The organism is Lysobacter sp. HA35 (genome assembly GCF_054061195.1).
The window spans coordinates 184660-198749 of record NZ_JBSSDY010000001.1 but is presented as its reverse complement, the minus strand read 5'-3'; the positions used below and the strand labels follow the sequence as shown (position 1 = coordinate 198749).

Below are 14090 nucleotides of genomic sequence, written 5' to 3'. Positions count from 1 at the left end.
CGCGTATCCACCTGATTGTCTGAGCGCCTCGACCACGCACGCTGACGCCGCCCGCGGCCCCGTTTAGACTCGACGTGGGGATTTTTCCAACAAACGGGGAAGCACTATGTCGACGTGGGGTCGATGCGCCATCGCTGTGGCGCTCTTGTTGAGCTTTCACGCATCTGCCGATCCGATACGGATCGAAGATCTCGCCCGCCACGCCGAGTTGAACGAGGCAAGCCTGTCTCCGAACGGCGACTACGTCGCGCTGGCCGTGCCGTCGCAGGACGGACGCGAGACGCAGCTCGAAATTCTCAAGCTCGATGGCACGGGTAAGACACAGGTGCTGCGGTTCCCGCAGAAGCAGCACGTCATCAACATCTTCTGGACCTCCGACGAACAGATCGTGATGTCCCGGGCTCGCACGTTTCCCTTCCAGCCGCTGCCGACGAGCTACGGAGAGCTGCTCACTACCGACATTCACGGCAAGAACCAGGACTTGCTGTTCGGGTACCAGCCCGACGGCATGAACTATCCGGGCCGGCGCAAGGACCAAGGGTTTGCCAGCGTCGAGACGGTGCTTCCCGCCGAGCCGGGCAAGATCCTGGTGCGCTTCAATTGCTGGAACTGCGGCGACGAACCCGATAGCACGATCTACAAGGTCGACAGCGTGACCGGCGAACGATCCGAGATCGAGCGGTCCGAGGGACCCGGGGCCTTCATCTTCGACGCCGGTGGTCGCGCCCGCGTGCGTACGACACGGGACGCACAGGACGAGCCCGTGCTTGCCTATCGCCCCACGCCTGGTGCTGATTGGCAGCCGATGCCGAAGTCGATCGCCGGTTATCGCGTATCCGGCGGCGCATTCACCTCGAATCCTGACATCGCATTCCTGGAGATCAGCGACGCAGGCGAGCCACCGAAGTTCTATCGGGTGGACTTCAAGAATGGGACGCGCACGTTCGTGACGTCGAACCCCGAACTTGAGCACTCGGTATTGCTGCGCGTCGGTGACACCGGCGACCCGTTCGGCGTGATCTACACGGCCGGAAAGCCGTCGATTAAATATTTTGATCCAACCTCCGAATGGGCACGGCTCCACGCGGGACTGCTAAAGGCATTCCCGGGGCAGCTGGTGGACATTCGCGACGTCAGCCGGGACGGCAAGCGGTTGCTATTTACGGTGATGTCCGATCGTCACCCCGGCGCCTACTACGTCATGGATCGCACCGCCAACAAGGTCATGCTCATCGGCGAAACGAAGCCATGGATCGCGCCCGACGCCATGGCGACGACGGTGCCCATCGAGTTCGCGGCGCGCGACGGCCGGAAGATCTACGGCTTCTATACCGCTAGCGGGGACGGTCCGCGACCGCTGGTGCTTTACCCGCATGGTGGGCCGTTCGGCATCGCCGACCGCTGGGGTTACGACGCGGACGCACAGTTCCTCGCGAGTCGCGGCTACGGCGTCCTCCAGGTCAACTACCGAGGTTCCGGCGATCGGGGAACGGCGTTCCAACGAGAAGGCTGGCGCCAGTGGGGCGGGCGCCTCATTGACGACATGGTCGACGGCGTCAAGTGGGCCGCAACGCAGAAACTGACGGAACCCGGAGACGCATGCGTGTATGGCGCCAGCTACGGCGGATACGCAGCGCTGCAGGCCGTACGCGTTGCGCCGACACTGTTCAAGTGCGCGATCGGATACGCCGGCGTCTATGACCTCCCGCTCGATCAGAAGCAGGTCACCAACGTCGCATCCAAGCGCTTCTTCGCGCGAACGATGGGCGCCGACGACGCGGAGCTCGCGCGCGTTTCGCCGGCACGCCACGCGTCCGATGTGAAGGTCCCGGTCTTCCTGATTCACGGCAAGGATGACCAGACCGCGCACTTCGATCAGTACAAGGCGATGCTCGACGCCCTTACCGCCGCAGGCAACGTTCCAGAGACATACGTGGTCGCCGGCGAAGGCCACGGCTTCTACAGCCCCGACTCGCAGGCGGAGCTGTACCGGCGCCTCGAAGACTTTCTGTCGAAGCATCTCCCTTCGCCGTAGCTATTGCGACCGCCGAAATTGAGCGCGGGCGGTCCAAAGCGCCCGCGCTCCGTCGCTCAGCGCGACGGATACGTGACGATTGTTGCGCCGGGACATGACGGTCGGGATGCAGCCTGTACCTCCCCGTCATGCCGCTTCATGGAGGGTGACGCCATGGGCACTGCCAACTCCCACCATCACGCCGTCGACGTCAGCCCCGGCGACGCCCGTTCATCAACGGAAGCACTCGCGCTCGACGCGCGTCGTGCGATCACGGCGCTGGGCTTCGGTGCGGGTGAAGTAAGCGAACTGCTGGACGTGGATCGCGACACGGTCGCGAAGATCCAGGCCGGCAGCGCGCGCATCCCGCCGGGCACCGATCCCGCGGCGACGCGCATGTTGTTGCTCGTGCGCCTGCACCGCGGGCTGGGTGACGTCTACGGTTCGACCGAGCGCATGGACGAGTGGCTGGATACGGAAGACCCCACGCTGCACGGCAAGCCGCGCGACCTGATACGTACGGTCGATGGCCTCAAGCGCGTCGTCTCTAACGTCGAGAAGCGTTGCAAGGATTGTCTGTGGTGAGGCTCAGCGCCGCGCGTGGTCGAGCGCAGCGCGCAGGAGCCGTTCCAGCACCGTCTGCAACGCGAGCGACTTGACGTCGTCGTAGGCGAAGCTGTCTTCGTCCATGTAGGTGCGCTGGCTGGTTTCCAGCTGCACGGCATCCACGCCGTCCGCCGGTTGCCCGTAGTGACGCGTGATGTATCCGCCGCGGAAACGTCCATTCGCGACCCAGTCGAATGCGGGCTGTTTGGTGAGCACGTCTTCCAGTGACGATTGCAATTCGGGCGCGCAACTCACACCGCCGGATGTTCCGAGATTCAGATCGGGCAACCGACCTTCGAACAGGAACGGCAGCCTGTCGCCGCGAATTGAATGGCCGTCCCAGAGCACGACGCGACCATGCACAGCGCGCAGTCGCGCGAGTTCCGACTGCAACGCGTCGTGGTACGGACGCCAGTACGTGTCGACACGCGAGTGCACTTCGGCCTCGTCCGGTTGCGCGCCGTCGAGATACACGTCATGACCGGTGAACCGTCGCGTCGGGCATAACCCCGTCGTGTTCTGCCCGGGATACAGCGACGTGTCATCCGGCGGCCGATTGAGGTCGACGACGTAGCGCGAATAGCGTGGAACCAGTACGGACGCACCGAGTTCATCGCGTGCGAACGCGTAGAGACGCGAGACGTGCCAGTCGGTGTCGGGCGCGCGACGTGCTTCCTCGGTCATGCGCGCAGCGAGCTCCGGAGGAATCGCGCTGCCGTCGTGCGGAAGGCTCACCAGCAAGGGCGCGCGGCCGCGATACAGGGTGAACGTGTCGGTGGTCAGGACGTCGTCGCTCATGATCGATCCGCGCGATGCTCAACGCATCAGCACGACTTCCTCGGCGCTGGTCGGATGGATGGCGATCGTATCGTGCACGTCGTCGAGCGTCAGGCCGCGACGCATCGCGACGCCGAAGCCCTGCAGCATTTCGTCGGCAGCATCGCCAAGCAGATGCAGGCCGACGACGCGCCGCTCCTCGCCCGTGCAGATGATCTTGAACAGGCTGCGCTGCGGCGATTCGGCGAGCGCGTTCAACATCGGGCGGAAACCGGCGCGCAGCACGTGCACGTCATTACCGTAGGTGTCGCGTGCCGCGCGCTCGGATAGACCGATGCGCCCGATCGGCGGATGCGAGAACACGACGGTGGGCACGTCGACCAGGTCGAGCGGCGCGCGCGTGCGTCCGCCGAACACACGATCCATCAGTCGACGCGCCGCAGCGATCGCAACCGGCGTGAGTGCGGGCGACGGCGTGACATCGCCGACCGCGAATATCCCTTCGACGATCGTGTGGTTGTACGCATCGACCGGAACGAAGCCCCGCGCGTCGAGCTCGATGCCTGCCGCGTCGAGACCGAGTCCTTCGACGTTCGGCGAACGACCGGTTGCGAACAGCACCTGTTCGACCGGATGGGTCAATGAACCGTCGGCGTTGCGCAGGCGAATGCCGCCTTCGACGCGCTCCAGCGCGGTCGTCGTCGTCGATAGATGTACGTCGACGCCGAGATGCCGGTAATCCTCGACGAGCTGCGCGGTGATCTCGTCGTCGAAGCTCTCGAGCAGTCGGCCGCGCACGCGCAGGGTGACGTGGCTGCCCAGCGCCTGCAGCACGCCGGCGAGTTCCACCGCGATGTAGCCGCCGCCGATCACCGCGACGCTTGCCGGCGGTGCGCGCCATGCGAAGAAGTCGTCCGACACGCCGCCGAGTTCCGCGCCCGGAATGTCGGGCTTCACCGGTCGACCGCCCGTCGCGATCAGCACGTGCGACGCGGTGAGCACGACACCGTCGGACGTGCGCACGCGGCGTGCGTCGAGCATCGTGCCGCGCACCGGCATGAGCGCGATGCCAGCTGCGTCGAGGCGACGTCGATAGCTTGCGTGGATGCCTTCGATGTAGCGCTCGCGATGCGCGATGAAGGTCGGCCAGTCGAGCGTGCACGAGGCTGATTCGAAACCGAGCGATTCGGCGTGACGCAACGTGCTGGCGACGTTCGCGGCGAGCCACATGGCCTTCTTCGGTACGCAACCGACATTGACGCAGGTGCCGCCGAGCGCGTTCGGCTCGAGCAGCGCGACGCGCGCGCCGTGCTCGGCCGCGCGGAATGCACCCGCGAGCCCGCCCGAGCCGCCACCGATCACGATCAGGTCGAAGTCGGTGCGTGCGGGCGTGTCGGTCATGGTGTTCTCGCTAGAAGTGGACGCGCATTAGGCCGCGACGCGCGTTACGTCGCTGCGGTCGTTCAACGCACGAAGCGGTCCGGGCGATACGGCGCGGGATCGATCGCGGTCGCGCGGCCACTGACGAGGTCGGCGAGCAGCTGGCCGGTGCCGGCGCTCATGCCGACGCCCATCATGCCGTGCCCAGTCGCAAGCCAGAGGCCGCGACGCCCCGGCACTGCGCCGATCATCGGCACATCGTCGAGCGACATCGGCCGCCAGCCGAACCAGCGTTCGCGCACTCGCGGGCCGACCGGATCCCGCAGGTATTCGCGCGCGCCGCGTTCGAGCGCACCGAGGCGTCGCTCGTCGAGGCGTTCGTCGTAACCGGAGAATTCCATCGTGCTGCCGAGCCGGTAGCCGCTCGCCCACGCCGTCACGCAGACCGCGCGTTCGCGCAGCACCAGCGGCCGACGCGGCACGAGTGCCGGCGGGTCGTAGGTGATCGAATAGCCCTTGCCGGGCTGGATGGTGCGTGCGAGCCAGCGCAGGCCGAGCGACTCCGCGAGTCGTGGCGACCACGCGCCGGTCGCGACCACGACTTCGCGTGCTTCGATGTCGCCATTCGCCGTGCGTGCGACGTAACCGTTCGCGCCATCGATCAGTCCCGTCAGTGCGCGATGCTCGTCAATCACGACACCGCGTTGGCGCGCAACGCGTGCGAGTTCCGCGACATAACGATCGGGCCGCAACGCCGCATCGCCATCGAAACGAATCGCGCCTGCAACGCCGGGAAGCATCGACGGCTCGTCGCGTTCGTAGTCCGCACCGTCGAGCAGGGTGACGTCGATGCCGAATTCGCGCAGCAGCGGTACTTCGTGTTGGCCGTCTTCGAACCGGCGCGCATCGCGGAAGACGTAGTCCTCGCCGGTCGGCTGGAACTCGCAGTCGAGCCCGTATCGCGTCACCCATTCCTCGAGGCGATGACGCGAATCGTCGAGCAGCGCGGCTTTGGCGACCGCACTCTCGCGCCAGTGCGCGGGGTTGCAGCGCCCACGCAGCGCCCACAGCCAGCGCCACAACGCCGGATCGACGCGTGGACGGATGTAGAGCGGCGCGTCGGGCGTCAGCATCATCGACAGCGCGCGCCGGACCATGCCGGGCGCCGCGAGTGGTGGCGCATGACTCGGCGTGATCGTTCCGCAGTTGCCGTGCGAGCTGCCGCCGCCGATGCGGCCCGCGTCGATCACCCGCACCGCGCGTCCGCTTTCGGCCACGGCCAGAGCGGAGGCCAGCCCGATGACGCCGCCGCCGATGATCAGAATGTCGGTCGAGGTCGGCGTCGCGTCGGTCACGAAAGGTCGGGTCCTGGGGCAGCTGATCGCGGAACCGGTTGGCGTCCCGCCGAACCGTGCGGCAAGTCTCGCATGGCGTTCGACATGCACCGCCGCGGCCTGCGCACCGGCCCGTTCCATGCCCGAATCGCGCCTTCGCATGCGCTTCACGCGCTTTCGTCGGCCGCCGATGCCGCGAATTTCGTGACGCGGAACAACGTTCGGAACCGGTTCGGACCGCGCACGCTGTCCGCTTCAGCCAGCTTGTTCGACGGCGGTCACAACTTCGAAAAATCGGGGCTGGTCACGCGTCCGGTTTTCATATGTTCGACGTTAGCCCATGCGCCGCGCCGACAGGACGCCGCCGACCCGTGAGGTGACCCGCAGCGTGCTGCGGTGCGTACGACTCATCTCTCTCCCGTTCTCCCGAGGGTTTCCATGTCGAATACGAAGTCCCGCGTCCTCGCCGCTGCCGTCCTGGCCGCGCTCGGTGTCTCCGCCTACTCCATCGCCGCCACCGGCACCTCGCCCGCTGCCGATCGCGCGCGTGGTCTGGTCGATAGCAACCGCGCGCTCGTCGCCGGCGCCGATGGCGACAACTACACGGTTCGCAACGTGGTCGTCGACCGCGACGGCACCGAGCACGTCCGCTTCAACCGCACCTACCTGGGCCTGCCGGTGATCGGCGGCGACTTCGTCACCCATTCGCACAACGGCCAGATGCGCGGCGCGACCATGAGCTTCCGCTCGACGCTGCGTCCGAACATCGCCGCCCGCATCAGCTCCGACGATGCGATCGTCGCGGCGGGTTCCGAATTCGGCATCGGCTTCCAGGGCATGCCGACCGCACGCAAGGTCGTGTACGCACGCGCTGCTGCGCCGGTGCTGGCATGGGAAGTCGTGATGAGCGGCGCCAAGCGCGACCAGACGCCAACCGAGATGCACTACTTCGTCGACGCCAACAACGGCCGCATCCTCGACAGCTGGGACGCGGTGGAAACCGCCGCGGCAACCGGCACCGGCAACTCGCTGACGCTCGGCACCGTGTCGATCAACACCAACTCGATCACCGGCGGCTACGAGATGCGCGACACCGTGCGCGGTGGCGGCCTGAGCGAGGACAACCACAACGGCGCGACGACCTCGACCACCGGCACGATCTACACCGATGCCGACAACACCTGGGGCAACGGCAGCAACAGCGATCGCGCGACGGCGGCGGTCGATGCGGCGTACGGCGTCGCAGCCACGTGGGATTACTACAAGAACACGTTCGGCCGTAACGGCATCAAGAACGACGGCAAGGGTGCGCTGAGCCTGGTGCACGTCGGCACGAACTGGGTCAATGCGTCGTGGTCGGACGCGTGCTTCTGCATGCGCTACGGCGATGGCGACGGCGCGACGTACAAGCCGCTGGTCGCGCTCGACGTCGCCGGCCACGAAATGACCCACGGCGTGACCAGCGCGGTGAACGGGCTCGCGTATTCGGGCGACGCCGGCGGCCTCAACGAAGGCTCGTCCGACATCATGGGCACGATGGTCGAGTGGTCGGTCGCCAACCCGAACGATCCGGGCGATTACCTGATCGGCGAAGAGATCTACAACGTCAACGACGGCACGAAGGCGCTGCGCCGGATGTTCAAGCAGAACCTCGATGGCGCGTCGTACGTCTGCTACACGGCCCGTGGGTTTACCCGTCGCGACGATCCGCATTACACGTCGGGCGTGGCCAACCGGTTCTTCTACCTGCTCGCGGAAGGTGCGGTGGTTCCGGCCGGGTTCGGTGCGGGCACCAGCTACAACCTCACGCCGGCCTCGCTGGTCTGCAATGGCGACACCGGCGTGACCGGCATCGGCCGCACCAAGGCCGCGGCCATCTGGTACCGCGCGATGGACGTGTACTTCACCTCCAGCACGACCTACCCGCAGGCCCGCACGGCGACGCTCAACGCCGCCAAGGACCTGTACGGCCTCAACTCGCCCGAGTACAACGCGGTCGCCCGCGCCTGGACGGCCACCAGCGTCAACTGATCCGCCCACGTCGGCAGTTCCGGAACGGCCCGCTTCGGCGGGCCGTTTTCGTTGGTGCGGCGTCCGACGAACGGGCCCGCAAATGCGGCCGGGACCGACCCGCTGCACCCGCGATCGGGTTATTTTTTGACGCGCGTCACATTCCCGGATCGTTCGTCCGGGCCTGCGCGGATCGGAAGCACATGGATGTTTCCGCGCAGGTCGGTCGCAGGACGCCTGTTCGGGACTGTCGCCGTGCCGGCCATGGAGGCCGGCGCGTTCCGCCTTGCGCGGCCTCCCCCGAACCCACAGGTGCCTGCCATGTCGAACAGCCCGTCCCTCCTCTGCCTTGCGGTCGTCGCAGTGCTCGGCGCCTCCACGCGGGCCGTCGTCGCGGCCGACTCCTCGCCCGTCGCCAGCCGCGCACGCGCGCTGCTCGACAGCCACCACGCCGCGATCGCCGCCACCGATGGCGACGAGTTCGCGGTACGCAACGTCATCGTCGACCGCGACGGCACCGAGCACGTGCGGTTCACCCGCAGCTACCTCGGCCTGCCCGTGATCGGCGGCGACTTTGTGACGCATTCGCGCAACGGCCAGCTGCAGGCCGCATCGCTGACGCTGTCGACGACGCTTCGCCCTGACATCGCCGCACGCATCAGCTCGCAGGACGCCATGGTCATCGCCGGCGGCGACTTCGGCACCGGTTTCCAGGGCATGCCGACCGCGCGCAAGGTCGTGTTCGCACGCGACGCGCTGCCGTCGCTGGGCTGGGAAGTCGTCATGCGCGGCCTGAAGCCCGACAACACGCCGACCGAAATGCATTACGTGGTCGACGCGCGCACCGGTCGCATGCTCGATCGCTGGGACGCCATTGAAACCGCCGCAGCCGTCGGCACCGGCAATTCGCTGACGCTGGGCAGCGTGTCCATCAATACGGATTCGGTTACCGGCGGCTACGAGTTGCGCGACACGGTGCGCGGCGGCGGCACGACGCTCGACAATCACAACGGCTCGACGAGCTCGACCACCGGCACCATCTTCAGCGACGCCGACAACGCATGGGGCAATGGCGCGGTAAGCGATCGCACAAGCGCGGCGGTCGATGCGCACTACGGCGTCGCCGCGACCTGGGACTTCTACAAGAACACGTTCGGCCGCAACGGCATCAAGAACGACGGCAAGGGCGCGAAGAGCCTCGTGCATGTCGGCACGAACTGGGTCAACGCGTCCTGGGACGACTCCTGCTTCTGCATGCGCTACGGCGATGGCGACGGCACGACGTACCGCCCGCTGGTCGCGCTCGACGTCGCCGGCCACGAGATGACGCACGGCGTGACGAGTTCGGTCAACGGCCTCGCGTACTCGCGCGATGCCGGCGGCCTCAACGAAGGCTCGTCCGACATCATGGGCACGATGGTCGAGTTCTCGGTCGCCAATCCGAACGATGCGGGCGACTACCTGATCGGCGAGAAGATCTACAACTCGAATCCCGACAACACCAAGGCGCTGCGCCGCATGTTCAAGCAGGACATGGATGGCGCGTCGTACGCCTGCTATCCGCGCAACCGCCGCTTCACCTTCTTCGACGACCCGCACTACACCTCGGGCGTCGCCAATCGCTTCTTCTATCTGTTGGCCGAAGGCGCGGTGGTGCCGGCAGGCTTCGGCGCGGGCACCAGCTACAACCTGACGCCGGCGTCGCTGGTCTGCAATGCGGACACCGGCATCGTCGGCATCGGCCGGACCAAGGCGGCCGCCATCTGGTACCGCGCGATGGACGTGTACTTCACCTCCGGCACCACCTACGCGCAGGCGCGCACCTACACGCTCAACGCCGCGCGCGACCTCTACGGCGCGAGCTCGCCGGAGTACAACGCGGTCAACCGCGCCTGGGCCGGGGCTAACGTCACCTCGTCCACCCGCTGATCCCGGCGCCGGAAACGCGAAAGGCCCGCCTTGGCGGGCCTTTCGTTTGCACACATATATATATGAGTGCGGTGGCTCAGTGCTGGTGACCGCCCTCGCCGTGCACGTGGCCGTGCTCGAGCTCTTCCGCGGTCGCTTCGCGCACGTCGACGATCTCGATCGCGAAGTGCAGGTCCTTGCCCGCCATCGGATGGTTGAGGTCGACGTCGACCACGGTCATGCCGACCTTCTGGATCGTCACCGCGCGCGGGCCGAAGTTCGTGTTGAGCACGACCTGCATGCCGGGCTGCAGCGGCTGGCCTTCGAAATGCTTCTTCGGGATGCGCTGGCTCAGGCCATCGCGACGCTCGCCATAGGCCTGCGCGGCCGGCACGTCGACGTCGAACTTGTCGCCGTCCTCGTGACCCATCATGGCTTCTTCGAGGCCCGGGATGATGTTGCCGTGGCCGGTCATGATGGCCAGCGGCTCGCGGCCCTCGGACGACTCGATCGACTCCTGGCCCTGCTCGGAGACGGTGTAGTGGAAGCGGACGACGCTGTTCTTCTCGATCTTCATGGAAATCCTGGAACCCGCCGGCGGCGGAAGGGAGCGAAGCCGGCGGCCCGCGCGTGGGCGCGGCGGCTGGCGGGACGAGCGGCATTGAAGCGGCGTGAATGAGCCGTCAAGCTTGCCGACAATGAAACCGCCGCATTATCCCGGCAAGCGTTTGCTCGCGCCAGCGAGCGTGGCGCTGCTGCTGCCCTTGCTGCTGGCCGCCTGCGGCGGAACAGCGCCGGTGGTCCGCCGTGCCTCGCTCCCGCACGTCGTGTTTCCCGCGGTCTGGCCGACCACCACGCCTGATAATCCCGACGCCGCGAATGCCGTGCTCATGCGCGCGTTGTCGCTGGTCGGCACGCCATATCGCTACGGCGGCAATACGCCGGACGCCGGCTTCGACTGCAGCGGTCTGGTCGGCTACGTCTTCCACGACACGCTCGCGCAGCAGCTGCCGCGCAATTCGGGCGACCTCGCACGCCTCGGCCAAGGCGTCGGTTTCGACCGCATGGCGACCGGCGACCTCGTGGTCTTCGGTGACACTGCCAGCGTCAGCCACGTCGGCATCTATGTGGGCGAAGGCCGCTTCGTGCACGCGCCGAGCACGGGCGGAACGGTGCGCCTGGACCGGCTGGATGGCCCCTACTGGCGGGACCATTTCCGCGGGGCGCGACGCGTCCTGATGTGAAAGCCAAGCGGCGGGAAGCGATTCTTCCGTTACTGCCGCCATCACAACGCTGAAGTCCGTTTCTGGGACACGGGCCCCGCGAATTAACGGGCAGCTAACGTCTTACTAACCAAACGGGTCCGTTCGGCGGGCATGATGCCCCCGTGACGAACTAGTGAGGCCCCGGTGATGACCGGAAACATTTTCGACCGCTCCTTCACTCGCGCTGCCCTGGCTGCCCTTTTGGCGCTGGCGGCGGCCCCGGCGTTCGCCGACCCGGCGACCACCGTGGGCATGGGTGCGGACAGCGCCGACGCGCCGGCCGACTCGCGCGCAGCGCTTCCCGATTCGATGTCCCTCTCCGATCGCGCGCTCATGCTCGCCTCGGACATCAACCGCCTGATCGTTCCGGGCTCGCGCAGCACCAGCGCCACTGCCACCCCGGTTACCGGCCGTGCGCAGAGCGTGCTGGCCCGCGCGTTCGCCCTGCTCGGCACGCCGTACCGCTGGGGCGGCACGTCGACTGAAGGCTTCGATTGCTCGGGTCTGGTCGGCTACGTCTTCCGTAACGCCCTCGGTGTCGAACTGCCGCGCGTTGCCCGCGACCAGGCGCAGACCGGCACGATGGTCGATCGCAGCCAGCTCACCGCCGGCGACCTCGTCTTCTTCAGCACGCACAGCAGCGGCGTCGACCACGTCGGCATCTACATCGGCAACGGCAAGTTCCTGCATGCGCCGCGCACCGGTCGCGACGTCACCGTCTCCGAGCTCGACACGGGCTACTGGAACGGCAAGTTCGTGCAGGCGCGCCGCGTCGCCGGCATCTGATCCGCGCGAAGTGATCGTTACGAAGGCCGCCTCCGGGCGGCCTTCTGCTTTCAGGGCTTCGCGGGCGCGCCCAGCACGTCTTCGAGCAGCGGTTCGATGCCGCGACTCAGCGCCATCACCTGCTCCGCATACTCCGCCAGCCGCCGGTCTTCCTCGTCGGTCGGCGTCCACGACGGCACCGGCACCGGCTTGCCTTCGGGCGCATCGAGCGCGACGAACACGATCACGCAGTGCGTGCACAGGCGATCGCCGGTTTCAGGGTCCTTCGGGTCGCGTGCGCGCACCTCGACGGCGAAATGCATGCTCGTCGTGCCGGTGTGCACCAGCTTGGCCTGCAGGGTGACGAGATCGGAGATGCGGATCGGCGCGAGGAAGCGGATGCCGCCGACCGCGACCGTCACGGAGTAGTGCCCGCTCCATGCGACCGCCGCGGCGTAACCGGCCTGGTCGATCCACTTCATCACGGCGCCACCGTGGACCTTGCCGCCGTAGTTGACGTCGGTGGGCTGCGCGAGGAAGCGCAGCGTCAGTTCGCGATCTCTCATGCGCGCCTGTGTAGCACAGCCGCTGCGATCAGGCCGCTTCGGTGTCCGCGCCGAGATTGCTGACGTCCGAACGCCCGGCGTTGTAGACGTCGATGTCGAGCAGACCGGTTTCGCGCGCGCGACGAGCACCGGCACCAGCACCTGCCCGGTCACGTTGGTCATCGTGCGCATCATGTCGAGCACGCGGTCGATCGCATACAGGTAGCCGATGACTTCGAGCGGCAGACCCGCGGCACTCAGCACCACCGTCGCCATCACGACCGCCGTGCCCGGAACGCCCGCGGTGCCGAAGCTGCCGAGCACCGATGCGATGAGCACGATGAAGTACTGATCCGCGCTGAGCGGCGTACCGGTGTATTGCGAGATGAAGAGCGCGCACAGCGCCGGATAGATCGCGCCGCAGCCGTCCATCTTGATCGACGCACCGAGCGGCACCGCGAACGCCGCGTAATCCTTGTCGACGCCGAGGTTGCGCGTGGCCGCATTGAGCGACGCCGGCATCGCAGCGAAGCTCGACGAGCTGACGAACGCGACCTGCATCGCCGGGAACGCGCCCTTGAAGAATCGCAGCGGATTGAGCCGATGCGCGAGCAGCAGCCCGCTGTAGCTGACGACGATGTGCAGCGCGCAGGCGATGTACAGCGCGAGCACGAAGTTGCCGAGCGGCAGCAGCTTCGAGAACCCAAACTCGCCGACAAGCGCGGCGATCAGGCCGAACGTGCCGACTGGCGTCATCTCGAGCACGAAGCGGGTGACCTGCACCATCAGGTCGCGGCCCTCGCCCATCAGCTCGCGCATGCGCGGCACGCGGTCGCCCAGCTTCACCATCGCGAAGCCGAGCAGGCCGGCCCAGAAGATCACCGGAAGGATCGAACCCTTGCCGAGCGCGAGCACCACTTCGCCCGCCGCGTTCTTCTTCTCGCCGATGCCGGTCATCGCCGCGAACGGGTTGTCCGGCACCACCGACAGCAGAACGTTGGCGACGCTCGGCACGTCCTTCGGCACGTAATCGGGGTCGACGGCCAGATGCGCGACGCCGACGCCCGGCTGCATGATCGTGCCGACGCCCAGCCCGATGCCGACCGCGATGATCGCCGTCAGCGCGAACCACAGGAACGTGCGCCCGCCGAGCTTGGCCATCGACTTCTGCCCGCTCAGCGCTGCGACGGCGTTGACCACCGCGAAGAACACCAGCGGCACCGCGATCATCTTGATCAGGCGGACGTAGACATCACCGAGCGGCCCGAACCAGGTCGCGGCGGCCGGGCCCATCGCCCAGCCGGCGAACGCGCCCAGCACGAAGCCGAGCAGCACGCGCTTCCAGAAGCGGATCTTCAGCCAGGCGTGGACAAGGGACATGGGGCGGGCCGGAAAGGTCAGAACCGCACCATAGCGAAGTGCGCGTCGTGGAACGATGCTCCCGATGACGCCTCAGCGTCCCGCTGGCGTGACCGACCGCACGCAT

Annotated in this window: 12 protein-coding genes and 1 pseudogene; 7 read left to right on the top strand and 6 right to left on the bottom strand. The window is 67.1% G+C overall.

The features are described 5' to 3' along the window. The first annotated feature begins 106 nt into the window (after positions 1-106). Both ACVWZN_RS01075 and ACVWZN_RS01070 read left to right on the top strand, forming a co-directional pair. Positions 107-2035: an alpha/beta hydrolase family protein gene (locus ACVWZN_RS01075; RefSeq protein ID WP_456952257.1), complete on the top strand. Its 1929-nt coding sequence runs from the start codon at positions 107-109 to the stop codon at positions 2033-2035. Positions 2036-2188: 153 nt separating this feature from the next. Further along, positions 2189-2599, top strand: a complete 411-nt coding sequence (locus ACVWZN_RS01070; RefSeq protein ID WP_456952256.1) for an antitoxin Xre/MbcA/ParS toxin-binding domain-containing protein — start codon at positions 2189-2191, stop codon at positions 2597-2599. 3 nt (positions 2600-2602) lie between these two features. Here ACVWZN_RS01070 and hutG read toward each other — a convergent pair whose 3' ends face one another. The 3 genes from hutG to ACVWZN_RS01055 all read right to left on the bottom strand — a co-directional run bounded on the left by hutG (position 2603) and on the right by ACVWZN_RS01055 (position 6132). Beyond that, positions 2603-3418 carry an N-formylglutamate deformylase gene (gene hutG / locus ACVWZN_RS01065; RefSeq protein ID WP_456952255.1) on the bottom strand — a complete coding sequence of 272 codons (816 nt, stop codon included), beginning with the start codon at positions 3416-3418 and terminating at the stop codon, positions 2603-2605. A gap of 18 nt (positions 3419-3436) precedes the next feature. Then, entirely contained in the window at positions 3437-4798 is a 1362-nt protein-coding gene (gorA, locus tag ACVWZN_RS01060; RefSeq protein ID WP_456952254.1) for a glutathione-disulfide reductase, read from the bottom strand. A gap of 62 nt (positions 4799-4860) precedes the next feature. Then, positions 4861-6132, bottom strand: a complete 1272-nt coding sequence (locus ACVWZN_RS01055) for an NAD(P)/FAD-dependent oxidoreductase (protein ID WP_456952253.1) — start codon at positions 6130-6132, stop codon at positions 4861-4863. A 72-nt stretch (positions 6133-6204) separates the two neighbouring features. On the opposite strand from ACVWZN_RS01055, the gene ACVWZN_RS01050 reads away from it, so the two are divergent. The 3 genes from ACVWZN_RS01050 (at position 6205) to ACVWZN_RS01040 (ending at position 10050) form a co-directional block, all read left to right on the top strand. After that, positions 6205-6486, top strand: coding sequence for a hypothetical protein (locus ACVWZN_RS01050; RefSeq protein ID WP_456952252.1), 282 nt, complete (start codon positions 6205-6207; stop codon positions 6484-6486). A gap of 63 nt (positions 6487-6549) precedes the next feature. Then, positions 6550-8142 (top strand): M4 family metallopeptidase, encoded by a 1593-nt coding sequence (locus tag ACVWZN_RS01045; RefSeq protein WP_456952251.1) that lies wholly within the window; start codon positions 6550-6552, stop codon positions 8140-8142. A gap of 300 nt (positions 8143-8442) precedes the next feature. Further along, positions 8443-10050 carry a M4 family metallopeptidase gene (locus ACVWZN_RS01040; RefSeq protein ID WP_456952250.1) on the top strand — a complete coding sequence of 536 codons (1608 nt, stop codon included), beginning with the start codon at positions 8443-8445 and terminating at the stop codon, positions 10048-10050. Between the two features lie 76 nt (positions 10051-10126). Here ACVWZN_RS01040 and ACVWZN_RS01035 read toward each other — a convergent pair whose 3' ends face one another. Then, on the bottom strand, positions 10127-10606 hold the full coding sequence (locus tag ACVWZN_RS01035; RefSeq protein WP_456952249.1) for an FKBP-type peptidyl-prolyl cis-trans isomerase: 480 nt from the start codon (positions 10604-10606) through the stop codon (positions 10127-10129). Positions 10607-10727: 121 nt separating this feature from the next. Between ACVWZN_RS01035 and ACVWZN_RS01030 the strand changes: the two genes are divergently transcribed. Both ACVWZN_RS01030 and ACVWZN_RS01025 read left to right on the top strand, forming a co-directional pair. Further along, positions 10728-11273: a C40 family peptidase gene (locus tag ACVWZN_RS01030; protein WP_456952248.1), complete on the top strand. Its 546-nt coding sequence runs from the start codon at positions 10728-10730 to the stop codon at positions 11271-11273. Positions 11274-11441: 168 nt separating this feature from the next. Continuing rightward, entirely contained in the window at positions 11442-12080 is a 639-nt protein-coding gene (locus ACVWZN_RS01025) for a C40 family peptidase (protein WP_456952247.1), read from the top strand. Positions 12081-12130: 50 nt separating this feature from the next. Here the strand turns inward: ACVWZN_RS01025 and ACVWZN_RS01020 are convergent, their stop codons facing one another. Both ACVWZN_RS01020 and ACVWZN_RS01015 read right to left on the bottom strand, forming a co-directional pair. Next, positions 12131-12625 (bottom strand): acyl-CoA thioesterase, encoded by a 495-nt coding sequence (locus tag ACVWZN_RS01020; RefSeq protein ID WP_051234940.1) that lies wholly within the window; start codon positions 12623-12625, stop codon positions 12131-12133. A 28-nt stretch (positions 12626-12653) separates the two neighbouring features. Continuing rightward, positions 12654-13984: pseudogene (locus ACVWZN_RS01015) on the bottom strand (dicarboxylate/amino acid:cation symporter). Positions 13985-14090 lie beyond the last annotated feature (106 nt).

Excerpts from the sequence above, each read along its gene's own strand:
- ACVWZN_RS01075 (WP_456952257.1), top strand. The coding sequence starts at position 107 with ATGTCGACGTGGGGTCGATGCGCCATCGCTGTGGCGCTCTTGTTGAGC.
- ACVWZN_RS01070 (WP_456952256.1), top strand. The coding sequence starts at position 2,189 with ATGGGCACTGCCAACTCCCACCATCACGCCGTCGACGTCAGCCCCGGC.
- hutG (WP_456952255.1), bottom strand. The coding sequence starts at position 3,418 with ATGAGCGACGACGTCCTGACCACCGACACGTTCACCCTGTATCGCGGC.
- gorA (WP_456952254.1), bottom strand. The coding sequence starts at position 4,798 with ATGACCGACACGCCCGCACGCACCGACTTCGACCTGATCGTGATCGGT.
- ACVWZN_RS01050 (WP_456952252.1), top strand. The coding sequence starts at position 6,205 with ATGGCGTTCGACATGCACCGCCGCGGCCTGCGCACCGGCCCGTTCCAT.
- ACVWZN_RS01045 (WP_456952251.1), top strand. The coding sequence starts at position 6,550 with ATGTCGAATACGAAGTCCCGCGTCCTCGCCGCTGCCGTCCTGGCCGCG.
- ACVWZN_RS01040 (WP_456952250.1), top strand. The coding sequence starts at position 8,443 with ATGTCGAACAGCCCGTCCCTCCTCTGCCTTGCGGTCGTCGCAGTGCTC.
- ACVWZN_RS01035 (WP_456952249.1), bottom strand. The coding sequence starts at position 10,606 with ATGAAGATCGAGAAGAACAGCGTCGTCCGCTTCCACTACACCGTCTCC.
- ACVWZN_RS01030 (WP_456952248.1), top strand. The coding sequence starts at position 10,728 with ATGAAACCGCCGCATTATCCCGGCAAGCGTTTGCTCGCGCCAGCGAGC.
- ACVWZN_RS01025 (WP_456952247.1), top strand. The coding sequence starts at position 11,442 with ATGACCGGAAACATTTTCGACCGCTCCTTCACTCGCGCTGCCCTGGCT.
- ACVWZN_RS01020 (WP_051234940.1), bottom strand. The coding sequence starts at position 12,625 with ATGAGAGATCGCGAACTGACGCTGCGCTTCCTCGCGCAGCCCACCGAC.